We start from the raw sequence: 23,707 nt of genomic DNA on the forward strand, positions 1-23,707 counted from the left end.
CGCGATGCTTATAACCCGCCCATCGGATCGCGCCGGTCCGGGCCTCTGCCCGGCTCCCGGCCTGAACAGTCAAGAACCAGGGGTCACCCGCCATGAAAACCTTCTCGGCAAAGCCGGCCGATATCGAGAAGAAATGGATCGTGATCGACGCGGAAGGCGTCGTTCTCGGTCGTCTCGCCTCGATCGTCGCCAACCGGCTGCGCGGCAAGCACAAGCCGTCCTTCACCCCCCATATGGATATGGGCGACAACGTCATCATCGTGAACGCGGACAAGGTCCAGCTGACCGGCAAGAAGCGCCAGGAGCACTTCTACTGGCACACTGGCTATCCGGGCGGGATCAAGTCGCGCACGAAGGAGCAGATCCTCGAAGGCGCGCACCCCGAGCGGGTGGTCTTCCAGGCCGTCAAGCGCATGGTTCCGGGCAACCGCCTGGGCCGCAAGCAACTGGGCAACCTGCGCATCTACGCGGGTGCTGAGCACCCCCACGAGGCGCAATCGCCCGAAGTGATCGACGTCAAGTCGCTGAACTCCAAGAACACCCGGGTGGCGAAGTAATGGCTGAGCAAATCAATTCCCTCGAAGAACTGGGCCAGGCCGCAGGCGTCGACGCTGCCGGCACGCCCGAGACCGAGATCGCGATCACCCGCGAGCCCGTCCGCGACGAGTTCGGCCGCTCCTATGCGACCGGCCGCCGCAAGGACGCCACCGCGCGGGTCTGGATCAAGCCGGGCTCCGGCAAGGTCACCGTCAACGGCCGCGAGCTGAACGTCTACTTCGCGCGCCCGGTGCTGCAGATGATCCTGCGCCAGCCCTTCACCGTCGCCGGTGTCGAGGACCAGTTCGACGTCATGGCCACCGTCAAGGGCGGCGGCCTCTCCGGCCAGGCGGGCGCCGTGAAGCACGGCATCAGCCGCGCGCTGCAGCTCTACGATCCCGCGCTGCGTCCGGCCCTGAAGGCCGCGGGCTTCCTGACCCGCGACAGCCGCGTCGTCGAGCGCAAGAAGTACGGCCGCGCGAAAGCCCGCCGCAGCTTCCAGTTCTCGAAGCGCTGATCCCCTTCGGGATTGCGAGATACCGGAAAAGGCCGTCCCCAGGGGGCGGCCTTTTTCATGTGCGCGGGGCAGGGTAGGACTTCCGATATGGCAGACAGCGGCAAACGGCTTGGCTTGGAGGATCTGTGGGACGAGGTGCGCCGCGTGCAGGGCGCGCCCCGGCCCGGCGCGCGCAAGCTCTTCGTCATCCTGCGCGACGAAATGGCCTTTCTGCCCGCCTTCCTCGCGCATTACCGCGCCATCGGCTTCGAGCAGTTCCTGGTCTTCGACGACGGCTCCGAGGACGGCGGCGGCGCTTATCTGGAAGCGCAGGAGGACGTGGTCCTCTACCGCGCGGGCATGGGATTCGGCGCGCCGGTCGAGATTGCCTTTCCCGACGGCAGCACGCGGGCAGACCGTTTCGGCACCTGGGTCAAGGCGGCGCTGCCGCATGTCGAGGCCCCGGGCGAGGTGGTCGCCTATTTCGATGCCGACGAGTTCCTGATCCTGCCGCCCGGCGTGACCTCGGTCGCCGAGGTCTACGCCCGCATGGAGGCCCGCGCCACGCCCGCGACCTGCGCCTCGCTGGTGGAGTTCTTCCCCGAGGATCTGGCCGCGCTCGCGGCGCCGATGCCCGACACGCCCGAGGGGCTTTTCGCCGCTTACCCCTATTTCGAGGCCGAGCCGCTGGTGGCGTTGAGCCCCGGCGCGCAGCCCGATCCCTTCGGCACCTCCAAGACCAACCGGCTGTTTGCGGCCCATGGCATCGGCGCGCCGAAGCGCCGGCTCTCCGACCGGCTGCTCGGGCGCAAGGGCAAGGCGCCCTTCAACCGCTCGGCCCGGCACAAGCTGCCCTTCCTGCGCCGCGACGGTGAGAGTTGGCAGGTGGGCTCGCATTACGCCAGCCTGCCGCCCGACTCCGAGATGCTGCTTACCATCGCGCATTTCGTCTTCACCGCCGAGTTCGCGGCGAAGATCGAGCGTGCGCGGCACTGGAAGGCGCATACCCAGGGGGCGGCGAAATACACCTTCTACGCGGAACTTCTGGAGAAGATGGCGGCGGGCTCGGGCAGCTTTCTCGGCCCCCGGTCAGAGCGCTACCGCGCGCCCGAGCAGCTCGTGGCGGCGGGGCTCATGGCCTGGTGAAGACCGGCTCGGCACTGGGCCAGAGGCTGCGGACCTGCGGGCAGACCCGGGCGGCGGCCTCGTAGACCGGCGCGTAATGCAGCGCGATCTCGGTCGCCAGCGCCTCGGAGACGGCGAGCCCGCGGCCCCGTGCATTGACCTTCTGCCCGCCGGCCTCGGCCTCGATGGGGACGCCCGCGAACTCGGCCAGCGCCCGGATGCCCGGCGCGGTGAAGAGTTCCTCGAAAAGCGCCACATGCCGCTCCTCGGGCGCGAAGACCGCCTCCAGCGCCGCAAGCGTGTGGTCGTAGCGGCTGCGTGCCTCGGCCTCGGAGCCGGCGTAGAAGGCGCGGAGCGGCGCCTCGTTCTCGTCGGAATAGGGCAGGCGGCCCTTCTCCATCTCCATGCGCATCTGTGAACGCAGCCGCTCCACCGGGTCGCGCATGACGAAGATCGCGCGGGTCTCGATGCCGCGCTTGGCCATGCCCTCGCGGATGCGCGCCAGGGTCTCGGGCGGCAGGGCCGCGTAAGACGGAGTGATGTCGCCGGTGCGGGTCACGCCGGGGCGGTCGAGGAGGCCCGCGAAATAGTCGAAATAAGCCTCGGGATCGGATTGCAGCCGCCAGCGCAGGTGCTGCGCGGGTTCCGCGCCGCCGACAAGCGTCTTGGCGCGGGCGCGCAGGCGCTCGGCAGGGCCGGGCGGAGCGACCCGGTAGCGCGCGAAGGCGCCGCCTACTGCATGCTCCCAGATCTGGTATTCGCCGAGCCGTCCGAAGTCCGAGCCCGCGGCGCGCGCCAGGTAGGCCTGCACCCAGGAGGAGCCGCATTTCTGCCCGCCGAGGCCCAGGTAGAAGACCCGCTCCGGCATCACTCGGTGTCCGTGCCGCGCAGCGCCAGGATCGCCACGATGCCGAGGACCGCGAGGCCCGCCACCGCGATGTTGAAGGGCTGCGCGTTGGAGACGATCACCGCGACCAGCGCCCAGATCACCGTCATCCCGTATTCCGGCGCGCGGTGCAGCCGGTATTGCACCACCAGCGCGATGGCGAGCCCGATGGTCAGCGCTACAAGGGCCGCGGGCGTGCCGGGCAGGAAGTCGTAGCCGCCAAGGACCAGCCCCAGCGACACCGCCGAGGCGGCGGTCAGCCAGCCCGCGTAGACCGCGATGGGCGAGAGCTGCCAGCCGCGATCCTCGTCGCCGGCGCGGAAGAGCGCCAGCAGCGCCGCGGCCAGCATCATCCAGATCATCACCGTGGCCGCCAGCACCGAGAGGTTGGCGACGGGAATCCAGAGCGTGCCGACAGCGAGGCTCAGGAACAGCCAGGGCCGGGCCGGGGCCCAGTCCTCCTCGTCGCGGCGGCGCAAGAGGCCGAAGCCCGCCCCGGCGATGAGCCAGAGGTAGATCAGCCCCCAGATCGAGAAGGCATAGCCCGCGGGCTGCACCGGCGGGTCCTCCTGCGGGACCGGGAACTGGCCCGGCTCGAAGCCGTTGAAGCCGGCCGAGACGAGCGGCGAGAGCGCGAAGCTCAGCGCCGCGAGAAGGACGGCACCCGCCCAGAGCGTGCTGGCCGTCTCCTGCCTCATTCCAGGCCACCCTCCGCGGTCAGGCGGCTGCGGCCGCCGAGATAGGGATGCAGCACCTCGGGCAGGGTGACGGACCCGTCTTCCTCCTGGCCGTTCTCGAGGACCGCGATCAGCGCGCGGCCCACGGCCAGGCCCGAGCCGTTCAGCGTGTGCAGGAAGCCGGGCTTGCCGCCGCCCTTGGGCTTGAAGCGGGCGTTCATCCGGCGGGCCTGGAAGTCGCCGCAAGTCGAGACCGAGGAGATCTCGCGGTAGCTGTCCTGACCGGGCAGCCAGACCTCGATGTCATGGGTGCGCCGCGCGCCGAAGCCGATGTCGCCGGAACAGAGCGTCACCGTCCGGTAGGGCAGGCCCAGCTTTTCCAGGATGCCCTCGGCGCAGGCGGTCATGCGGGCGTGTTCGGCCTCGCTTTCCTCGGGGTGGGTGACCGAGACCATCTCGACCTTCTCGAACTGGTGCTGGCGCAGCATGCCCGCGGTGTCGCGGCCCGCGCTGCCCGCCTCGGAGCGGAAGCACTGGGTATGCGCCACGTAGCGGCGGGGCAGGTAGTCCTCCTCGACGGTCAGCCCGTTGACGATATTGGTCAGCGTCACCTCGGCGGTGGGCACGAGCCACCAGCCGTTGGTGGTGCGGTAGCTGTCCTCGCCGAACTTCGGCAGCTGGCCGGTGCCATACATCATCTCGTCGCGCACCAGCACCGGGGTCCAGGTCTCGGTGAGGCCGTTCTCCTCGACATGGGTGTCGATCATGAACTGCGCCAGCGCCCGGTGCAGCCGCGCCACGGCGCCCGACATGACCACGAAGCGCGAGCCCGACAGCTTGGCCGCGGTCTCGAAGTCCATGCCGTCGCGCACGGCGGGCAGGTCGAAATGTTCCTTCGGGGCGAACGCGAAGCTGCGGGGCGTGCCCCAGCGCTTGATCTCGACGTTGTCCTCCTCGTCGGCGCCCTCGGGGACGTCGTCGTACACGAGGTTCGGCAGTTCCATCAGCCGGGCCTCGAGCTCGGCGTCCAGATCCTTGGCGCGCGCCTGCATGGCGGCGACCTCGTCCTTCTTCTCGCCAACGAGCGCGCGCAGGCGCTCGAATTCGGCCTCGTCGCCCTTGGCCTTGGCCTGGCCGACCTCCTTGGAGGCGCGCTTCTGCTCGGCCTGGGCGGTCTCGGCGGCGTGGATCGCGGCGCGGCGCTCCTCGTCGAGCTTCAGAAGCGGCGCCGATGCCTGCGACAGCCCGCGCCGCGACATGACCTTGTCGAAGGCCTCGGGGGTCTCGCGGATGAAGCGGATGTCGTGCATCGCCGGGGCTCCTTATTGGCTTGCGTCTGTCGGTTCTCGGCCCGAGTCGCGACGCTTATGCCTCAAGTCTTTCAGGGTGTGTAGGGGCGCGCCAGCTCCCGCAGGACCCAAGGGTCGACGCGGGCGGCGACGGCTTCCTCGCCCGAGATCGCCGAGATCACGCCCGCCACCCGCCGCGCGGTGCCGCCGCCGGCCAGCACCGGGCCGCCCGACATGCCCTGCGAGACCGGGCAGGAGAGATACCAGCGCGGGCCCTTGAGCCGGCCCGCGCAGCCCTCCTGCAGGGCCTGATGCGCGGTGTCCTCGCGGCCGTAGCCGATGATCGAGAAACCGCCCTCGGGGCCCGAACGCCCGACCCGGATGGGGGCCATGGGCAGGGCCCGGTCGAGCCGCAGGATGGCGATGTCATAGGCGACCACGATGCCCTCGGCGTCGCTGGCGCGGGGATGCAGGAGAATCTCCTCGACGCTGGCGGCGCCCGCATGGCGGCCCTCTTCCCAGCCCGCCACGAAGCCCAGGCCCCGCGTGCCGCGCTTGCGTCCGTCGGGGAAGGTTACGCAATGGGCCGCGGTCAGCACCGTCGCCGGGCCCACCAGCGTGCCCGAACAGATCCGCAGCGCCGAGAATCCGCCGCCGAAGAGCCGCCCCACCGCCGGTTCGGTGGCGCGGGCGGGCAGGGCGAAGGCCAGGCACAGAAGCAGGATCAGGGCGGCGCGCATGGAGCCGAGATTAGGCGCGGGCCGCGGGGGGTCAAACGCCCCGTCACACCGGCGCCAAGCCCGCTTGCATCGGCCCCCTGCCTTCCATAGGTTCCGCGCAACCTCGCCCGGGCGGATTGCCGCCCTGCGTCTCACTGACAAGGAGAGCCTCCGATGGATGGCAATGCGATTGCGCAGTTCGTGCCCCTGATCCTCATTTTCGCGATCATGTATTTCCTGCTGATCCGCCCGCAGCAGAAGAAGATGAAGGAACATCAGAAGATGGTCGAGGGCCTGCGCCGCGGCGACCAGGTGGTCACCCAGGGCGGCCTCATCGGCAAGGTCGTGAAGGTCAAGGAGAACAACGAGCTCGAGGTCGAACTGGCCGAGGGCGTGAAGGTCCGCGTGGTGCAGAACACCGTCGCCCAGGTCCTCTCCAAGACCGAGCCCGCGAACTCCTGATCCCTGACCGGGCGCGCGGTGCCCCGCGCCCGCGCCCTCGATGCACGAAGGCCCCGCCATGCTGCAGATCGACACCTGGAAGCGCGTCCTCATCTGGCTTGTCGTGGCCTTCGGGATCGTCTTCTCCGCGCCGAACCTCTTCTACGACCGCGTCGAGACCCATAACGACGCGGTGACCGCCATCGAGCGGCAGGGCGAGACCGAGGACCGGCTGGCCGAGAAGTCGGTCTGGCCCGACTGGCTGCCCGCGACGCTGGTCAACCTCGGGCTGGACCTGCGCGGCGGCGCGCATCTCTTGGCCGAGGTCGAGGTCGAGGACGTCTACGACGCCCGTCTCGAGGCGCTCTGGCCCGAGGTCCGCGACACGCTGCGCCCGCTGCGCGACACCGTGGGCACGGTGCGGCTCCAGGCCGACACGCCGGGCGAGCTGCGCGTGCGCCTGGGCGAGCCTTCGGGCATGCAGGAGGCGCTATCCGCGGTGCGCGAGCTGGCCCAGCCGGTGGCCTCTGTGGCCTCCGCCGGGGCGCAGGATCTCGCCGTCTCGGGCGAGGGCGACACCCTGGTGGTGCGCCTTTCGGACGCCGAACAGGCGGCCACCGATGATCGCACCGTGCGCCAGGCGCTCGAGATCATCCGCCGCCGCATCGACGAGGTCGGCACCCGCGAGCCGACGATCCAGCGCCAGGGCGCCGACCGCATCCTGATCCAGGTGCCGGGCATCGGCTCGGCCTCGGAGCTGAAGGAGATCATCGGCACCACCGCGCAGCTGACCTTCCAGCCGGTCGTCTCGCGCGGGGTGTCTGACAGCACCGACCCGGGCATCGGCAACGAGGTGGTGCCGTCGCTCGACGAGGAGGGCGTCTTCTACGAGCTCGAACGCGCCCCCGTCGTCACCGGCGAGGAGCTGGTCGACGCGCAGCCCGCCTTCGACCAGAACGGCAACCCGGCGGTGAACTTCCGGTTCAACTCCTCGGGCGCGCGCAAGTTCGGCGATTACACCGCCGAGAACATCGGCAACCCCTTCGCCATCGTGCTCGACGACGAGGTGATCTCGGCCCCGGTGATCCAGAGCCATATCCCGGGCGGCTCTGGCATCATCACCGGCCGTTTCACGGTCGAGGAATCGACCCAGCTTGCGGTGCTGCTGCGCGCCGGTGCGCTGCCCGCCGGGCTGACCTTCCTCGAGGAACGCACCATCGGCCCCGAGCTCGGGCAGGATTCGATCGAGGCCGGGCAGGTGGCCACGCTGGTGGCCTTCGCGCTGGTCCTGGCCTTCATGTTCGCCTCCTACGGGCTCTTCGGGCTCTTCGCCAACGTGGCGCTGATCATCAATATTTCGCTGCTCTTCGCGATCCTGTCGGTGATCGGGGCGACGCTGACGCTGCCCGGCATCGCCGGCATCGTGCTGACCGTCGGCATGGCGGTGGACGCCAACGTGCTGATCTTCGAGCGCATCCGGGAAGAGCTGAAGACCGCGCGCGGGCCCGCCCGGGCCATCGAACGCGGCTACGAGAAGGCGCTTTCGGCCATCGTCGACGCCAATATCACCACGATCATCACCGCGATCATCCTGTTCGCCATGGGCTCGGGCCCGGTTCGCGGCTTCGCGATCACCCTGGGCTTCGGCATCGTGACCTCGGTCTTCACCGCGATCTACGTCACCCGGCTTTTCGTCACCATGTGGTTCGAGCGCACGCGCCCGAAGACCATCACCGTCTGAGAGGATAGAAGATGCGTCGTCTGAAACTCATCCGCGAAGACACCTCTCTGGACTTCTTCTCGCGCAGCAAGCTCTGGCTCGGGATCTCGGCGGTGATGATGGTCGTGGCCTTCGTCTCCTTCATCTTCCAGGGGCTGAACTTCGGCATCGACTTCCGGGGCGGCACCACGATCCGCACCGAGAGCGCCCAGCCCGTCGACGTCGGCGCCTACCGCGCGGCGCTGCGCGAGCTGGAACTGGGCGACATCGTGATCTCCGAGGTCTTCGACCCCAGCTTCGGCCCCGAGCAGAACGTCGCCATGGTCCGCATCGCGCCCCAGGGCGACGAGGAGGCGGTCACCCAGGACACCATCGCCTCGGTCGAGACCGCGCTGCAGGCGGTGGCGCCCGACATCAGCTTCACCTCGGTGGAAAGCGTCGGGCCCAAGGTCTCGGGCGAGCTGATCCAGGCCGCGGTGATCGCGGTGCTGCTCGCCATCGGGGCGGTGCTGATCTACATCTGGCTGCGCTTCGAATGGCAGTTCGCCCTCGGCGCGGTGGCCGCGCTGGTGCACGACGTGCTGCTGACCATCGGGATCTTCTCGGAGCTGCGCATCCAGTTCGACCTGTCGATCATCGCCGCGCTCCTCACCATCGTCGGCTATTCGCTGAACGACACCGTGGTGGTCTTCGACCGGGTCCGCGAGAACCTGATCAAATACAAGAAGCGGCCGCTGAAGGAGGTGCTCAACATCTCCATCAACGAGACCCTGAGCCGGACCATCATGACCTCGATGACCACGCTGATCGCGCTGGTGACGCTGTTCATCCTGGGCGGCGACGTGATCCGCGGCTTCGTCTTCGCGATGATCTGGGGCGTGATCGTGGGCACCTATTCCTCGATCTTCGTGGCCACCGCGCTGCTGTTCCGGCTCGGCGTGAAGCGCGACTGGGACAAGCCCGACAGCGGCGCCGGCACGCAGTTCGCCAACGTGGATGCCTGAGGCGCTCGCCGCCACGCTCGATCCCGCGGGGCTGGCCGCGCTCCTGGCCCTGACCTTCGCCGCCGGCGCGGTCTACGGCTTTGCGGGCTTCGGCGCGGCGCTGGTCTTCATGCCGCCCGCCGCGGCGCTCATGCCGCTCGAGATGGCGGTCGCCGCCTTCAACGTGGCGGCACTCGCCTCCTTCGTGACGGTGCTGCCGCGGGCGCTGCCGCAGGTCGACAGGCAGGGGCTCGGGGTGATGATCCTCTGCGCCGCCGCCAGCGCCTCGCTGGGGCTCTGGGTGCTGCGGGTCGCCGATCTGACCTGGCTGCGCTGGGGCGTGACAGGGGTGACCGCGCTGACGCTCCTGGCGCTGGTCGCGGGCTGGCGCCGCCCGATCCCGCCGAGCCCCGCCGCCCATGCCTCGATCGGGGCCGCCACCGGATTTGTCGGCGGGGCCACCGGGCTTCTTGGCCCGATCATGGTGCTGTTCCAGCTCGCGAGCGGCGCCCGGGTCGCCCAGAGCCGCGCCACCGCGCTTGTCTTCCTGACCGTGACCTCGGCGCTGCTCCTGCCGCTCATGGCCCTGCAGGGGTTGCTCGGGCTCGAGGCGCTGGCGCTCGGGGCGGCGCTGCTTCTGCCCTACGGGCTTGGCGCGCGGCTCGGCCAGGCCTGGTTCGACCCCGCCCGCGAGGGACTTTACCGGCTGATCGCCTATCTGGTGATCCTGAGCGCCGTGATCGCGGGCTTGCCCCTCTGGGACGGATAAGCTGAAATGAGGACATCATGCGCCTGAACGAAGTGACATATACCGACGCCCTGCCGGTCGATGGCTACGGTCCGGGCTTCTTCCGCGTCGACGGCGAGATCCGCGAGGGCGCGCTCTGCCTCGGCCCGCAGGGCGTCAGCGCCTGGGGCGGCTTCGAGGACGCCGAGACGCTGCTGGCCCTCGCCGAGGAGGTCGACGTGCTGTTCGTCGGCACCGGCCCCGAGATCGCCTTCCTGCCGAAACCCCTGCGGCTGCGCCTCGAGGAGGCGGGCCTCGGCGTCGAGGTCATGGCCTCGCCCTCGGCCTGCCGGACCTACAACGTGCTGCTCTCCGAGGGGCGGCGCGTGGCCCTGGCGGTGTTGCCGACCTGAGGGTTTGGGTCGGGGCGCTTTATCGAAATCTTGCGCTTGTTGAACCTGTGGGAGCGAGGGGGCTGTCTGCCCCCTCGCGCTCCCCCGAGAGGTATTTTTGGCCCGGTCAGGCCGGGGGGCTGGTGCTGGGTGATATTGGGCGCGTCGGGGTGAGGTGTCTGCGCTTGTTGCGGGTTCGGGAACGAGGGGGCTGTCTGCCCCCTCGCGCTCCCCCGAGAGGTATTTTTGGCCCGGTCAGGCCGAGGGGCTGGCGCTGGGTGATGTGGGGGCGCGTCGCGGGTGAGGTGGCGTGCCTGGCGCGGCGGCGGGCACTATGCGCTTTTGTCGGCGGGCGGGGCGGGATAGACCTCGGGGCGATGTTGACGGTGTCGGATCTGTCTGTGGCGCGCGGCGGTTTGCCGGTTCTCGACGGGGTGAGCTTCGCGCTCGGGCCCGGCGAGGCGCTGGTGCTGCGCGGGCCGAACGGATCGGGCAAGACCACGCTGCTGCGCACGCTTGCGGGGCTGCAGCCGCCACTGTCCGGGACCGTCGAGGGCGGCGAGGCGCTGGCCTATGCGGGCCATCTCGACGGGCTGAAATCGGCGCTGAGCGTGACCGAGAACCTGCGCTTCTGGGCCCGGGTCTTCGGCACCGGTGAGATCGGGCCGGCGCTTGCGGCTTTTGACCTCGCGGGGCTCGAGGACCGGCTGGCGGGCAATCTCTCGGCCGGGCAGAAGCGGCGGCTGGGGCTGGCCCGGCTCCTGGTGACCGGCCGCGCGGTCTGGGCGCTTGACGAGCCGACCGTGTCGCTCGACGCCGGCGCCGTGGCGCTTTTCGCGGGCGCCGTGCGGCGCCACCTCGAGGGCGGCGGCGCGGCGGTGATCGCCACCCATATCGACCTTGGCCTGCCCGAGGCGCGGGTGCTGGACCTCGGGCCCTACAAGGCCCGGCGGCCCGCGCCGGGCAGCGCCGAGGAGGCCTTTCTGTGAGGGCGCTTCTGACCCGCGACCTGGCGCTGGCGGTGCGCGCCGGAGGCGGCTTCGGACTGGGGCTCGCCTTCTTCCTGATCGTCACCGTGCTGGTGGCCTTCGGGGTCGGGCCGGAGGCGGCGCTCCTGTCGGAGATCGCGCCGGGCATTCTCTGGATCGGGGCGCTCCTGGCCTGCCTGCTGTCGCTCGACCGGATCTTCGCGCTCGACCAGGAGGACGGCTCGCTCGACCTCCTGGCCACCGCGCCGCTGCCGCTCGAAGGCATCGTCACGGTCAAGGCCCTCGCGCATTGGCTGACCACCGGGCTGCCGCTGGTCCTGGCCGCGCCCTTCCTCGGCGTGCTGCTGAGCCTGCCGGGGCCGGGCTATGCCTGGCTTTTCCTGTCGCTCCTGATCGGCACGCCGGCGCTCTCGGTGATCGGCACTTTCGGGGCGGCGCTGACCGTGGGGCTGAAGCGCGGCGGGCTGCTCCTGTCGCTCCTGGTGCTGCCGCTCTACGTGCCGACGCTGATCTTCGGCGCCGAGGTGGCCCGGCGCGGCGCCGCGGGGCTGACGGTGGAGACGCCGCTTCTGCTGCTGGCGGGGCTTTCCTTCGGGGCGCTGGCGCTCTTGCCCTTCGCCTCGGCGGCGGTGCTGCGCGTCAATCTGCGCTAGGGCGCGCCGCGGACCGGGCCTTGGCCGCGGACCGGGCCTTGCCCCGGCGCGACCAGATGTGAATTGTGAGCGCCGAGGGAAGGCACTAGAGAACCGCCATGTCGCTTTGGGAATACGCAAATCCGGTCAAGTTCATCCGCGCCACGGACAGGGTGCTGCCCTGGCTCGCGGGGCTCGCGGGGGCCTGCCTGGTGGTCGGGCTGATCTGGGGGTTCTTCTTCACCCCCGACGACTTCCGCCAGGGCTCGACGGTGAAGATCATCTACCTGCATGTGCCCTCGGCGCTGATGGCGATCAACGGCTGGCTGATGATGCTGGTGGCCTCGCTGGTCTGGATCGTGCGGCGTCACCATGTCAGCGCGCTGGCGGCCCGGGCGGCGGCGCCGGTCGGCGCGGTGATGACGGTGATCGCGCTGGCCACCGGGGCAATCTGGGGCCAGCCGATGTGGGGCACCTATTGGGCCTGGGATCCGCGGCTGACCTCCTTCCTGATCCTGTTCCTCTTCTACCTGGGCTATATCGCGCTTTGGGCGGCGGTGGAGAACGACGACACCGCGGCGGATCTGACCTCGATCCTCTGCCTCGTGGGCTCGGTCTTCGCGGTGCTCTCGCGCTATGCGGTCAACTTCTGGAACCAGGGGCTGCACCAGGGCGCCTCGCTGTCGCTCGACAAGGAGGAGAACGTGGCGGATGTCTTCTACCTGCCGCTCCTCGTCTGCATGGGTGGCTTCATCCTTCTGTTCATCGCGCTTGTCTTCCTGCGCACCCAGACCGAGATCCGGGCGCGGCGGATGCGGGTGCTGCTCGCGCGGGAGCGCATGGCCTGATGCCCGATCTTGGAAAATACGCCGATACGGTCCTCTCCGCCTATGCGGTGACTTTGGTGCTGCTGGCTTTGCTGGTGCTGGCCAGCGTGCTGCGCGCGCGCCAGGTCAAGCGCCAGCTCGAACGGGTGGAGGCGCGCAATGGCTAGGATCTCGCCGCTCATGGTGCTGCCGCCCCTGATCTTCGCGGCCTTCGCGGGGCTCGCCTATGTCGGCATGCAGCGCGAGGACCCCGACGGGCTGCCCTCGACGCGGGTTGGCCAGGAGGCGCCGCCGGTGACTGAGGCGCGGCTGGCGGACTACCCGGGCCTCGTGGAGGGCGATCTGACCGAGGGGCAGGTGACGCTGGTGAACTTCTGGGCGAGCTGGTGTCCGCCCTGCCGCGCGGAGCATCCGAAGCTTCTGGAGCTGGCCGAGGCGGGCGTGCGGATCGTCGGCGTGAACATCAAGGACAAGCCCGGCGCGGCCGAGAGCTACCTGGTCGACGAGGAGAACCCCTTTGCCGCGGTGGCCTTCGACCCGCAGGGGCGGACGGCGATCGACTGGGGGGTGACCGCGCCGCCGGAGACCTTCATCCTCGATGCCGAGGGCACGGTGCTCTACCGCTTCATCGGCCCGCTGATCGGGGCGGATTACGAGAACCGATTCAAGCCCGAGCTCGAGGCGGCGCAGGGCGCGGAGCTGGCCGCGGGCGGCTGAGCGCGGGCGCTGTTTTCTGACTTTCGGGGTTGAGAGCCGGGCAGGGCGCGCTTTGGGCGCGCCTGCTGCGGCATGGCCCTTATGACGGCCGTCCGGCCTCGCGCAGCGCGGGCAGGGGCGCCTCGGGGCGCTCTGCCTCCATGTCGGCGCTGGCGGTCAGGCAGGCCGCCTCGGCGGGGCCGCAAAGCGGGGCCTGGTTGGCATGCTCGTCGGCGCCGCTCGCGCCGTAGACGGTCAGGCCGATCAGCGCGGCGGCCTGCAGGATGGTCAGGATCTTCATGTCTTCCCGTGGGGTTATTCTTGCCTCGGCGGGAGATGGGGCTGCGGGGGGCGCTTCGCCAGAGGGCGCGGTGTGCGGGGCGGGGCCGTCGGCGGGATGCCGCACAGAGGCGGGCGGGAAGCCGCCCGAGGAGGGGCGCTGCTACGGGCTGGCGGTCGATCAATTGCACGGCGCCCTGGAACAAAAACCGGCCCGCGCCTGAGGCCCGGGCCGGTCTTGTTTGTCAGCTAGGGTCCCGCAGGCTCAGAGGAAACTGAGCCCCAGCGCGATGATCGCGCCAGAGAGCACCAGGTGCACGATGCAGAAGCCCATGATGTCCTTGGCGCGCAGACCCGCGATGCCGAGGATCGGCAGCGCCCAGAAGGGCTGCACCATGTTGGTCCAGGCATCGCCCCAGGCCACCGCCATGGCGGCGCGGGCCGCGTCGGTGCCGAGCGCCTCGGCCGCGGGCAGGATCACCGGGGCCTGCACCGCCCATTGGCCGCCGCCCGAGGGCACGAAGAAGTTCACCACGCCCGCCGAGAGGAAGGTCCAGAACGGCAGGGTCGCCGCGCTGGCGAAGCCGATCAGCCCCTCGGAGATCGAGGCTGCCAGCCCCGAATCGACCATGATCGCCATGATGCCCGCGTAGAAGGGGAACTGGATGACGATGCCGGCGCCGCCCTTGACCGCTTCGGTCAGCGCGTCGAGCAGGTTGCGCGGGGTGCCGTGCAGCAGGATCGCCAGCGTCAGGAAGAGGAAGTTGATGACGTTGAGCGAGAGCCCGCCGCCGGCGGCGAAATGGCTCGCCACCCAGGCCAGCCCGCCGATGCCGATCAGCACCGAGAGGAGCGGGCTGTTCTCGATCCATTCCGCTGGGGTCGGCGAGGCGGGTTTTTCGCGCGGGGTCTCCTTCAGGAGTTCGGGGTCGACGAAGACCTCCTCGCCGGATTTCGGCATCATCGCGCGGTTGATCAGCGGCACCGCGATGAAGAGCGCGATGACGATCACCAGGTTGTAGGCCGAGAAGATCGTCTCGCCGGTGGGCACCACGCCGATCTGGTCGGCGAAGGGATGGCCTTCGGTCGCGATCGAAAGCGGCACCGAGCCCGCGAGCCCGCCGTGCCAGACGATGAAGCCCGAATAGGCCGAGGCGACCAGGAGCCGGTAGTCGACCTTGACCGCGCGGGCGAGCTCCTTGGCGAAGAGCGCGCCGACGACGAGGCCGAAGCCCCAGTTGATCCAGCTCGCCGCGAGCGAGACCAGGCTGACGAGCAGGATCGCCCCCGAGGCGCCCTTGGCCAGGCCCGCGAGCCGCGCGAGCAGCCCGCGCACCAGGGGCGTCGAGGCCATCATGTAGCCGGTGACCAGCACCAGGAGCATCTGCATGGAGAAGCTCAAGAGCGACCAGAATCCGTCGCCCCAGATTTCCACCACCTCGAGCGGGGTGGTGCCCTGGGTCAGGATCGCCGCCAGCGCCGCGATAAGCGTCAGCACCAGGACGAAGACGAAGGGATCGGGAAGGTATCTGTCGACCACCCGGACGAGCGGCCGCGAGACGGCGTTGAGCATGTCGTGCCTCCTTTCACGTGTCCCGCGAGCCCCTATCAAGCGACGTGGCGGAACCCAACGGAGAGCCGGGATTGCGTTTCCGCAAGGGCGGGGTGGGGTGGTTGGTTGGTGCTTCGTGACGTGGGCGTCGGTGATCCGGGCGCGCCAGTTCTGGCCGCGCCCCCTTGCGCCCGAATAGCACCGAAGGTGCCGGGCGCGCGCCGGACCGGCCCTATGGGCCGGCGCTCCATGGGATGGCGTGCTTAGCTCGCCTCTCGTCCTGACCTTGCGTGGATAAAGTGCCTCGCTCAGCCGTCGGCAGCGCCGGCCCCCGGTCCGGCGCGCGCCCTCTGTTGCGGCGGCTTGGGGGTGGTCAGGGCTGGTTTTAGAGGGCGGGTTTCCGTCCGTCAGGAGGACTTGGTGGTTAGGTGTTCTGTGATCTGGCGACTAAGTTTCCGCGTCGCGTCCTTGCGTGCGGCTTCCTCACACGAGTTGGCTAGGGTGCCTATTTAAATCTCCTTCGGACGGTCGGGCGTCGGGCGGTGCTAGTTGCCACTTGTAGCCTCCAGCGCTCGGCTAGACGCACCCCCACCAAACCCCACAAAAAAACGCGCCGCCCAACCAAGGGCGGCGCGCATCGTCATCCTAGAAGCCCGGAGGCAAGGCCCCCCGATCAGGCCGCCTTCGCCAGGTTGCGCAGCACGTAGTGCAGCACGCCGCCGTGCTTGACGTAATCCACCTCGATCGCCGTATCGATGCGGCACTTGAGGGTGATCTCCTTCTCCGCGCCGTCCTCGAAGGTGATCTTGCAGGGCAGCTCCGCCCCCGGGGTCACCGCGTCGAGGCCGGAGATCGAGACGGTCTCCTTGCCGGTCAGCCCGAGGCTCTTGCGGGTCTCGCCGCCGGTGAACTCGAAGGGCACCACGCCGAAGCCGACGAGGTTGGAGCGGTGGATCCGCTCGAAGCTCTCCGCGATCACCGCCTTGACGCCGAGCAGCGCCGTGCCCTTGGCCGCCCAGTCGCGCGAGGAGCCCGCGCCATACTGCTCGCCGCCGAAGATGACGAGCGGCGTGCCCTGCTTCTGGAAGGCCATGGCCGCGTCGAAGATCGCCGCCTGGTTGCCCTCAGGGTCAAGCGTGTAGCCGCCCTCGACGCCATCCAGCATCTCGTTCTTGATGCGGATGTTGGCAAAGGTGCCGCGCATCATCACCTCGTGGTTGCCGCGGCGCGAGCCGTAGGAGTTGAACTCCCGCGGCGGCACCTGGCGGTCGACCAGGTATTGCCCGGCCGGGGTGGTCTCCTTGAAGGAGCCCGCCGGCGAGATGTGGTCGGTGGTGATCATGTCGCCCAGGACCGCCAGCACGCGGGCGCCCTCGACGTTCTCGATCTCGCCCGGCTCCTTGGACATGCCCTGGAAATACGGCGGGTTCTGCACGTAGGTCGAGGTCGCCGGCCAGTCGTAGGTCTCGGCGTCGGTGGTCTCGACCTCCTGCCACTTCTCGTCGCCCTTGAAGACGTCGGCGTATTTCTCCTGGAAGCTCTCGCGGGTGACGGTCTTCTCGACCAGCTCGGAGATCTCGGCCTGGGTCGGCCAGATGTCCTTGAGGTAGACGTCGTTGCCGTCGTGGTCCTGGCCGATCGGGTCGTTGGCCACGTCGATGTTCATGTCACCGGCGATGGCATAGGCGACCACCAGCGGCGGCGAGGCCAGGTAGTTGGCGCGCACGTCGGGGCTGATCCGGCCCTCGAAGTTGCGGTTGCCCGAAAGCACGGAGACCCCGATCAGGTCGTTGTCGGAGATGCACTTGGAAATCTCAGGCGCCAGCGGGCCGGAGTTGCCGATGCAGGTGGTGCAGCCGTAGCCGACGAGGTTGAAGCCGATGGCGTCGAGCTCTTCCTGCAGGCCCGAGGCCTCGAGGTAGGCCGAGACCACCTGCGAGCCGGGGGCCAGCGAGGTCTTCACCCAGGGCTGACGGTCGAGGCCCTTCTCGCGCGCCTTCTTGGCGACGAGGCCCGCGCCGATCATCACATAGGGGTTCGAGGTGTTGGTGCAGGAGGTGATCGAGGCGATCACCACCGAGCCGTCATGCAGCTGGAACTCGACCTCGTCGCCGTCGATGTCCTTCATCTTGACGAAGCCGCGCTTGTGCTTGCCGCTGTCGCCGGGGATGTCGCGGGGCTCGGGCATGCCGCCTTCGCCTTCCCAGCGGACCTCTTCCTTGGCGGTGGCGTCCTTGGCCTCGCGCTGGCCCTCGACATACTTGTGGAAGGTCTCGGCGGCGGCGTCGAGGTTGACGTGATCCTGCGGGCGCTTCGGGCCCGAGATCGCGGGCTTCACGGTGCCCATGTCCAGCTCGAGCGTATCCGAGAAGACCGGCTCGGACCCGGTCTCGCGCCACATGCCCTGCTCCTTGGCATAGGCTTCGACCAGCGCGATGCGGTCCTCGTCGCGGCCGGTGGTGCGCAGGTAGCGCAGGGTCTCGTCGTCGATCGGGAAGAAGGCGCAGGTGGCGCCGAACTCAGGGGACATGTTGCCGATGGTGGCGCGGTCCGCGAGCGTCACGTTGTCGAGCCCGTCGCCGTAGAATTCGACGAACTTGCCGACCACGCCCTTCTCGCGCAGCATCTGGCAGACGCGCAGCACCAGGTCGGTGGCGGTGGTGCCCTCGACCATCTCGCCGGTCAGCTTGAAGCCGATGACCTCGGGGATCAGCATGGAGATCGGCTGGCCCAGCATGGCCGCCTCGGCCTCGATGCCGCCGACGCCCCAGCCCAGGACCGCCGCGCCGTTCACCATGGTGGTGTGGCTGTCGGTGCCGACCAGCGTGTCGGGATAGGCCACGGTCTCGCCGTTCTGGTCCTCGTCGGTCCAGATCACCTGGCTCAGGTACTCGAGGTTGACCTGGTGGCAGATGCCGGTGCCCGGCGGCACCACGCGGAAGTTGTTGAAGGCCTTCTGGCCCCACTTGAGGAAGGTGTAGCGCTCGATGTTGCGCTCGTATTCCCGGTCCACGTTCATCTGGAAGGCGCGCGGGTTGCCGAACTCGTCGATCATCACCGAGTGGTCGATGACCAGGTCGACGGGGTTCAGCGGGTTGATCTTCTGGGCGTCGCCGCCAAGCGCCTGGATGCCGTCGCGCATCGCCGCGAGGTCGACCACCGCGGGCACGCCGGTGAAGTCCTGCATCAGCACGCGGGCCGGCCGGTAGGCCAGTTCGCGGTTGGCGCGGCCGCCGTTCGCGGCCCAGTCCGAGAAGGCCTTGATGTCATCGGTCTCGACGGTCTTGCCGTCCTCGAAGCGCAGCATGTTCTCGAGCACCACCTTCAGCGACTTGGGCAGTTTCGAGAAATCTCCGAGCCCCGCCTTCTCGGCGGCGGCGATCGAGTAGAACGAGACGGAATTGCCGCCCGCGGTCAACGTCTGGCGGGTCTTGGCCGTGTCCTGGCCAACGGTGATGGGCATAGGAAGCCTCCATGCTTGACGTGAGAAGTGAGGACTTGGGCGCTATCTGCATCAAGCCCGGTGCCCGATCAAGGGGCTGTCATCAAAATTGTATACCATTGTGCACGAAAGCGGCTGGCGGGGGCGCGGCAGGGCGCCCTCGCGGGCTCTCGCAATTCCTTGATTGTTCATTACACCAGCCTGACGGTAGACCTTTCAAGGTTCGAAGATCGCGGGGAAGCATGCGTCTCACTGACCTTTTGCGGGCGGCCGTCCTGGCCGCGGGCCTTACCACAGGCGCAGCAGCCCAAGCCGGCGACGCGCCGGTGGTGGTCGAGCTTTACACCTCGCAGGGCTGTTCCTCCTGTCCGCCCGCCGATGCGCTCCTGAGCGAGCTGGCGGGCCGCGAGGGCGTCATCGCGCTGGCGCTGCACGTCGATTACTGGGACTACATCGGCTGGAAGGACAGCTTTGCCCGGCCCGCCTTCACCGCCCGCCAGAAGGGCTATGCCGAGGCCGCGGGCCGTCGTTCGATCTACACCCCGCAGATGATCATCGACGGCACCCATGACGTGGTGGGCAACCGCGCCAAGGATGTGACCGCGCTCATCGCCCGCGAAGAGGGGCAGGGCACGCCGGTGGACCTGACGCTCGACCGCCAGGGCGACCGGCTGAGCATCGCGCTCTCGGCCGATGCGCCGGTCGGGCCGCTCGAGCTGCACCTGGTGCGCTACCGCCCCAAGGCGCAGGTCGCCATCGCCCGCGGCGAGAACGCCGGCCACAAGCTTAGCTATTCGCATATCGTGACCGATTGGGACGTGGTCGCGCGCTGGGACGGCGAGGGCGAGTTCGAGGCCGACGTGCTGGTGAGCGGCGACAGCCCGATCGTGGTGCTGGCGCAGACGCCGGGCTACGGCCCGATCGTGACGGCGGCGGAGCTGCGCTAAGAGGAATGGGCGCGGGTCGCGCGGGCTGCGCGGACGGCTGAGGGTCGATTTTTGCCATGAAGATGGGGCAGGGTGCGCGGGGCGTGCTCTGGGGCCGAGGGCTTCGCGGTTGTGCCTTATGATGTGCGCTAGTCAGCGTCGCGACACGTCATCGCCGGACCGCGCGGTTTCTCTGCATCCATTTTCGGGTCAGCTTTTGACGTCACCGGCGCTTGCGCTGCCCGCTTCCAAGGCCCACAGCCGCGCTCTCAGCCGCCCTTCTTCGCCGCCGCTTCCGCCGCCCGGCGGGCGCGTTTCTTCGCCTGCTTGCTCTGCCGGCGCGGCTTCCAGCGGCGGTGGATCCAGAACCACTGCGCCGGGTCCTCTTCGATCCGCGCCTCGAGACGGCGGGTCATCTCGCGGGTCATCTCGACCGGGTCACCGTGGGGAATGGAGCCCTCGAAGACGCAGGCGAAGCTCACCCCGTCGGGCTGGCGGATGCCGAAGAAGGGCACCAGCAGGGCCCCGGTCTTCACCGCGATCTCCGCCGCGGAGGTCAGCGTCGGCGCGGGCTTGCCGAGAAAGTCGATCTTCGCGCCCGAGCTGTCGTAGACATCGAAGAGCAGCACCCCCATGCCGCCCTGCCGGATGTGCCGGATCAGCCCCATGGTCCCGCGCCGTCCCTGCTCGAAGACCGGCCCCGAGAGGGCATGCATGTTCCGCGCGTAATGGGCGTTGAAGAAGGGGTTGGTCATCGGCCGGTAGAGCCCGCCGATCTGGTAGCCCCGCGCCACCAGCGCCGCGCGCGGGGCTTCGAAATTGCCGTAATGCCCGGTGACGAAGAGCACCGGCCGGCCCTCGGCGCGGGCGGCCTCGATCTCCGGGAGGCCCGCGCCCGAGAGCGGCGCCTCGGCCATGCGGTCGCGCAGCCCGGTGACGTCGTAGTTCTCGATCATGGTGCGCCCGGCGTTGCGCGCGGCGCCGCGCGCGATCTCGCGGCGGCGGTCGGCGGGCAGGTCGGGCCAGACATAGTCGAGGTTGGCCTCGGCGCGCTCGCGGTAGCCCGCCAGCGGTGCCACGACCTGCGAGACCACGCCGCCCATGAGCGCCAGCCGCGCCCGGAGCGGGATCCGCAGCGCCAGCGCGATCAACCCGCGCAAGAGGCGGTCGGTGATCCAGTCGGCGCGGCTGCCCTCGAGGGGCTCCGCGAGCTCTGGCGGCTCGGCGGGCGCGGTCCGGGGTTGGCTCTCGGAGCTCTGGGGGCTCTGGTCGGGGGGCTTGGTCATCCCGCCCGTCTTAGGGGCGCGCCGGGGAGGCGGCAAGGGCGGGGTGGTCGGTGGAGGTGGCGGGGCGCGGTTCCGGCCCGCGGGCCTCCGCGCAATGAGAAAGGGCGGCCCCGTAATTGGGCCGCCCTGACATAAGAGAGCCTACGCTCGGGATCAGCCGGTCACGACCTTACAACTCTGACTCGCTGCGTCATAGACGGTGCCCTCGGCGCAGGTGATGCTGGCCTGTCCGTGTCCGCAGGCGGCATAGGCCGTCAGGGTGGAACAGACCGTCAGGGCGAAAGCCGCGAATGCCGTCTTGATCATCTCTTCTGTCTCCATGCTGGATAGGGCGATGATACCACGGGTTGACGTTACGTCAAAACGGGGAATCTGGCCGGGAGACGGGCGGTTGGGGGTTTGGGGTGTGGTGGCGGCGCTGAGGGGCAGGGCGCGGCCATGGACTCGGGGCGCATCGCCGGTCGGTGGCGGCTCGAAGCGCGGCGCTCCGTGGTGCCGTTCAAGCGGCCTCACCTCGCCCCGCCTCAGCAACACCGCCAAACTCAACCACCCTCGCGCCCCCTTGCGCCCGAACAGCACCAAAGGTGCCACGCCGGAACCAAGGCGCCCTCTTGCGCCCGAACAGCATCGAAGATGCCGGGCGCGCGCCGGACCGGCCCCTTGGGCCGGCGCTCCTCGGAGTGGCGTGCATAGCTTGTCGCTAGCCCTGACCTTGTTGGGATAAAGAGTATAGCCCAGCCGTCAGCAGCGCCGGCCCCCGGTCCGGCGCGCGCCCTCTGTCTAGCTGGTGGAGAGGGTGGTGGGGTGGTCCAAGGCGACAGCGCGTTTATCGGACCTCTCGGTTGGACGCCATGCCGGGGGTAAGCCTCCCCCTTGCGCCCGAACAGCATCGAAGATGCCGGGCGCGCGCCGGACCGGCCCCTTGGGCCGGCGCTCCTTGGGGTGGCGTGCCTAGCTCACAGCTATTCCTGACCTTGCTGGGATTAAGCGTATAGCCCAGCCGTCGGCAGCGCCGGCCCCCGGTCCGGCGCGCGCCCTCTGTCTAGCTGGTGGAGAGGATGGTGGGGCGGTCCAAGGCGACAGCGCGGTGATCACACCTCTCAGTTGGACGCCACGCCGGAGCCAAGCCGCCCCCTTGCGCCCGAACAGGACCTTAGGTGCCGGACCGCCGCCCCCTCAGCTCTCGCCGAAGACCCGCTGGAAGATCGTGTCGACGTACTTGGTGTGATACCCGAGGTCGAACTTCTCCTCGATCTCGCCGGCGCTCAGCGCCGCGGTCACCTCGCCGTCCTTCAGCAGCTCCTCCTTGAAGTCCGCGCCTTCCTCCCAGACCTTCATCGCGTTGCGCTGCACCAGGCGGTAGGCGTCCTCGCGGCTCACCCCGGCCTGGGTCAGCGCCAAGAGCACCCGCTGGGACATCACCAGCCCGCGGAACTTGTGCATGTTGGCCAGCATGGTCTCGGGGTAGACGACCAGGTTCTCGATCACCCCGGTCAGCCGCGCCAGCGCGAAATCGAGCGTCACCGTCGTGTCGGGCCCGATGTTCCGCTCGACCGAGGAATGCGAGATGTCGCGCTCGTGCCAGAGCGCCACGTTCTCCATCGCCGGCACCACCGCCATGCGCACCAACCGCGCCAGCCCGGTGAGGTTCTCGGTCAGGACCGGGTTGCGCTTGTGCGGCATCGCCGAAGAGCCCTTCTGGCCCTTGGAGAAGAACTCCTCCGCCTCCAGCACCTCGGTGCGCTGCATGTGGCGGATCTCGGTGGCGATGTTCTCGATCGAGGAGGCGACGACGCCCATGGCCGCGAAGAAGGCGGCGTGGCGGTCGCGCGGGATCACCTGGGTCGAGATCGGCTCGGGCTTGAGGCCGAGCTTGGCGCAGACGTGCTCCTCGACCGAAGGGTCGATATTGGCGAAGGTGCCGACCGCGCCCGAGATCGCGCCGGTCGCCACCTCCTCGCGGGCGGTCTTCATGCGCGCGAGGTTGCGGTCCATCTCGGCGTAGAAGCGCGCGAAGGTCAGGCCCATGGTGGTGGGCTCGGCATGGATGCCGTGGCTGCGCCCGATGCGGACGGTCTCGCGGTGCTCGAAGGCGCGGGTCTTGAGCGCGGCAAGAAGCTTCTCCAGATCGGCGATCAGGATGTCGGCGGCGCGCACCAGCTGGATGTTGAAGGTCGTGTCGAGCACGTCCGAAGAGGTCATCCCCTGGTGCACGAAGCGCGCCTCGTCGGCGCCCACGATCTCGGAGAGATGGGTGAGGAAGGCGATCACGTCATGTTTGGTCACCGCCTCGATCTCGTCGATGCGGGCGACGTCGAAGTCGACGCCGTCGGCCTTCCAGACCGCCTCGGCATTGGCCTTGGGGATCACCCCCAGCGCGGCCTGGGCGTCGCAGGCATGGGCCTCGATCTCGAACCAGATGCGGAATTTCGTCTCGGGCGCCCAGATCGCGACCATGTCGGGGCGGGAATAGCGAGGGATCATGCGGGGCAGCCTTTCCTGACTTGTAACGGCATCGCGCGCGGTCTTAGACTGAACCCCACACATTGGACAAGGGAAGGGAGGCGCGCATGACGATCCACCTCTCGACCCGCCCCGCGCCCGATCTGCCCCGAGAGCTCGATGATTTCACTGGCGCCTGGCGGTTCCGCAGAAAGATTTACGACCGCAAGCTCGGGCAGGAAAGCGACGGGCAGGGCGTCCTGACCTTCGCCCCCGAGGGCGACGGGCTGATCTACCACGAGGTGCTGACGCTCTCGATGCCCGGCCAGCCGCCGATCGAGGGCAGCCGCCGCTACCGCTGGCGTCCGGGCCCGCGCGGCATCGAGGTGCTGTTCGAGGACGGGCGGCCCTTCCACCAGCTGGGCCTCGGCGAAAGCCGCCCCTGCGACCTGCACCCCTGCGGCGAGGACCGCTACGAGGTGACCTATGATTTCGGCGACTGGCCGATCTGGGGCGCGACCTGGGAAGTGCGCGGACCGCGCAAGGACTACCGCATGGACACGCTCTACGTGCGCGAGAAATCCTGCCGCTGAGCTTCGGGGTTGCGCGCCGCGCCGCGGCACGGCATGAAGTCCCGAAGGGTT

25 protein-coding genes are annotated in these 23,707 nt (G+C 69.2%); 15 read left to right on the forward strand and 10 right to left on the reverse strand.

All coding sequences use genetic code 11. The features are described from left to right. Window positions 1-92: 92 nt before the first annotated feature. From rplM to LR948_RS04180, 3 genes are all read left to right on the forward strand, one after another. Window positions 93-557 carry a 50S ribosomal protein L13 gene (rplM, locus tag LR948_RS04170; protein ID WP_232752692.1) on the forward strand — a complete coding sequence of 155 codons (465 nt, stop codon included), beginning with the start codon at window positions 93-95 and terminating at the stop codon, window positions 555-557. Then, entirely contained in the window at window positions 557-1,054 is a 498-nt protein-coding gene (gene rpsI / locus LR948_RS04175; protein WP_232752693.1) for a 30S ribosomal protein S9, read from the forward strand. Before rplM ends, rpsI begins: the two co-directional genes overlap by 1 nt. An 87-nt stretch (window positions 1,055-1,141) precedes the next feature. Continuing rightward, window positions 1,142-2,179, forward strand: a complete 1,038-nt coding sequence (locus tag LR948_RS04180; protein WP_232752694.1) for a glycosyltransferase family 2 protein — start codon at window positions 1,142-1,144, stop codon at window positions 2,177-2,179. On the opposite strand, the gene LR948_RS04185 is transcribed toward LR948_RS04180, so the two are convergent. From LR948_RS04185 to LR948_RS04200, 4 genes are all read right to left on the reverse strand, one after another. Continuing rightward, window positions 2,166-3,026 carry a sulfotransferase family protein gene (locus LR948_RS04185; RefSeq protein WP_232752695.1) on the reverse strand — a complete coding sequence of 287 codons (861 nt, stop codon included), beginning with the start codon at window positions 3,024-3,026 and terminating at the stop codon, window positions 2,166-2,168. The genes LR948_RS04180 and LR948_RS04185 overlap by 14 nt on opposite strands. Beyond that, window positions 3,026-3,742, reverse strand: coding sequence for a hypothetical protein (locus LR948_RS04190; protein WP_232752696.1), 717 nt, complete (start codon window positions 3,740-3,742; stop codon window positions 3,026-3,028). Before LR948_RS04190 ends, LR948_RS04185 begins: the two co-directional genes overlap by 1 nt. Continuing rightward, entirely contained in the window at window positions 3,739-5,031 is a 1,293-nt protein-coding gene (gene serS, locus LR948_RS04195) for a serine--tRNA ligase (RefSeq protein ID WP_232752697.1), read from the reverse strand. Before serS ends, LR948_RS04190 begins: the two co-directional genes overlap by 4 nt. A gap of 71 nt (window positions 5,032-5,102) precedes the next feature. After that, a complete protein-coding gene (locus LR948_RS04200) occupies window positions 5,103-5,750 on the reverse strand; it encodes a serine protease (RefSeq protein WP_232752698.1) in 648 nt (215 codons plus the stop codon). 153 nt (window positions 5,751-5,903) lie between these two features. Here LR948_RS04200 and yajC point away from each other — a divergent pair, with 153 nt between their 5' ends. The 10 genes from yajC (at window position 5,904) to LR948_RS04250 (ending at window position 13,157) form a co-directional block, all read left to right on the forward strand. Next, on the forward strand, window positions 5,904-6,191 hold the full coding sequence (gene yajC, locus LR948_RS04205; protein WP_232752699.1) for a preprotein translocase subunit YajC: 288 nt from the start codon (window positions 5,904-5,906) through the stop codon (window positions 6,189-6,191). Window positions 6,192-6,249: 58 nt separating this feature from the next. After that, complete coding sequence (gene secD / locus LR948_RS04210) at window positions 6,250-7,911, forward strand: protein translocase subunit SecD (RefSeq protein WP_232752700.1); 1,662 nt, start codon at window positions 6,250-6,252, stop codon at window positions 7,909-7,911. Window positions 7,912-7,922: 11 nt separating this feature from the next. After that, window positions 7,923-8,894 (forward strand): protein translocase subunit SecF, encoded by a 972-nt coding sequence (gene secF / locus LR948_RS04215; RefSeq protein ID WP_232752701.1) that lies wholly within the window; start codon window positions 7,923-7,925, stop codon window positions 8,892-8,894. Further along, entirely contained in the window at window positions 8,887-9,642 is a 756-nt protein-coding gene (locus LR948_RS04220) for a sulfite exporter TauE/SafE family protein (protein WP_232752703.1), read from the forward strand. The genes secF and LR948_RS04220 overlap by 8 nt, the downstream gene beginning before the upstream one ends. Window positions 9,643-9,659: 17 nt before the next feature. Further along, window positions 9,660-10,013 (forward strand): Mth938-like domain-containing protein, encoded by a 354-nt coding sequence (locus LR948_RS04225; RefSeq protein WP_232752704.1) that lies wholly within the window; start codon window positions 9,660-9,662, stop codon window positions 10,011-10,013. Window positions 10,014-10,369: 356 nt separating this feature from the next. After that, window positions 10,370-10,981: a heme ABC exporter ATP-binding protein CcmA gene (ccmA, locus tag LR948_RS04230; protein WP_232752705.1), complete on the forward strand. Its 612-nt coding sequence runs from the start codon at window positions 10,370-10,372 to the stop codon at window positions 10,979-10,981. Then, window positions 10,978-11,634 carry a heme exporter protein CcmB gene (gene ccmB, locus LR948_RS04235; protein WP_232752706.1) on the forward strand — a complete coding sequence of 219 codons (657 nt, stop codon included), beginning with the start codon at window positions 10,978-10,980 and terminating at the stop codon, window positions 11,632-11,634. Before ccmA ends, ccmB begins: the two co-directional genes overlap by 4 nt. 98 nt (window positions 11,635-11,732) lie before the next feature. Then, window positions 11,733-12,461 carry a heme ABC transporter permease gene (locus tag LR948_RS04240; RefSeq protein WP_232752707.1) on the forward strand — a complete coding sequence of 243 codons (729 nt, stop codon included), beginning with the start codon at window positions 11,733-11,735 and terminating at the stop codon, window positions 12,459-12,461. After that, on the forward strand, window positions 12,461-12,607 hold the full coding sequence (gene ccmD / locus LR948_RS04245) for a heme exporter protein CcmD (protein ID WP_370634868.1): 147 nt from the start codon (window positions 12,461-12,463) through the stop codon (window positions 12,605-12,607). The genes LR948_RS04240 and ccmD overlap by 1 nt, the downstream gene beginning before the upstream one ends. Beyond that, window positions 12,600-13,157 (forward strand): DsbE family thiol:disulfide interchange protein, encoded by a 558-nt coding sequence (locus tag LR948_RS04250; protein WP_232752708.1) that lies wholly within the window; start codon window positions 12,600-12,602, stop codon window positions 13,155-13,157. The genes ccmD and LR948_RS04250 overlap by 8 nt, the downstream gene beginning before the upstream one ends. A gap of 79 nt (window positions 13,158-13,236) precedes the next feature. Here LR948_RS04250 and LR948_RS04255 read toward each other — a convergent pair whose 3' ends face one another. The 3 genes from LR948_RS04255 to acnA form a co-directional block, all read right to left on the reverse strand. Next, window positions 13,237-13,437 (reverse strand): hypothetical protein, encoded by a 201-nt coding sequence (locus tag LR948_RS04255; protein ID WP_232752710.1) that lies wholly within the window; start codon window positions 13,435-13,437, stop codon window positions 13,237-13,239. 243 nt (window positions 13,438-13,680) lie between these two features. Beyond that, complete coding sequence (locus LR948_RS04260; RefSeq protein WP_232752711.1) at window positions 13,681-14,988, reverse strand: short-chain fatty acid transporter; 1,308 nt, start codon at window positions 14,986-14,988, stop codon at window positions 13,681-13,683. 652 nt (window positions 14,989-15,640) lie between these two features. Further along, window positions 15,641-18,430 (reverse strand): aconitate hydratase AcnA, encoded by a 2,790-nt coding sequence (acnA, locus tag LR948_RS04265; protein WP_232752712.1) that lies wholly within the window; start codon window positions 18,428-18,430, stop codon window positions 15,641-15,643. A gap of 221 nt (window positions 18,431-18,651) precedes the next feature. Between acnA and LR948_RS04270 the strand changes: the two genes are divergently transcribed. Beyond that, entirely contained in the window at window positions 18,652-19,356 is a 705-nt protein-coding gene (locus LR948_RS04270) for a thioredoxin family protein (RefSeq protein WP_232752713.1), read from the forward strand. A 248-nt stretch (window positions 19,357-19,604) separates the two neighbouring features. Here LR948_RS04270 and LR948_RS04275 read toward each other — a convergent pair whose 3' ends face one another. The 3 genes from LR948_RS04275 to purB all read right to left on the reverse strand — a co-directional run bounded on the left by LR948_RS04275 (window position 19,605) and on the right by purB (window position 23,105). Continuing rightward, window positions 19,605-20,621 (reverse strand): lysophospholipid acyltransferase family protein, encoded by a 1,017-nt coding sequence (locus tag LR948_RS04275; RefSeq protein WP_232752714.1) that lies wholly within the window; start codon window positions 20,619-20,621, stop codon window positions 19,605-19,607. A gap of 153 nt (window positions 20,622-20,774) precedes the next feature. Continuing rightward, the gene (locus LR948_RS04280) at window positions 20,775-20,927 is read right to left on the reverse strand and encodes an adenylosuccinate lyase (RefSeq protein WP_232752715.1); all 153 of its coding nucleotides are present in this window, start codon (window positions 20,925-20,927) and stop codon (window positions 20,775-20,777) included. 870 nt (window positions 20,928-21,797) lie between these two features. Continuing rightward, window positions 21,798-23,105, reverse strand: a complete 1,308-nt coding sequence (gene purB / locus LR948_RS04285) for an adenylosuccinate lyase (RefSeq protein WP_232752716.1) — start codon at window positions 23,103-23,105, stop codon at window positions 21,798-21,800. Between the two features lie 86 nt (window positions 23,106-23,191). Here purB and LR948_RS04290 point away from each other — a divergent pair, with 86 nt between their 5' ends. Further along, the gene (locus LR948_RS04290; protein ID WP_232752717.1) at window positions 23,192-23,656 is read left to right on the forward strand and encodes a DUF6314 family protein; all 465 of its coding nucleotides are present in this window, start codon (window positions 23,192-23,194) and stop codon (window positions 23,654-23,656) included. The last annotated feature ends 51 nt before the right edge of the window (window positions 23,657-23,707 follow it).

The sequence above is a fragment of the Roseivivax sp. GX 12232 genome, from assembly GCF_021272185.1.
In the GTDB taxonomy this organism is placed as follows: domain Bacteria; phylum Pseudomonadota; class Alphaproteobacteria; order Rhodobacterales; family Rhodobacteraceae; genus Roseivivax.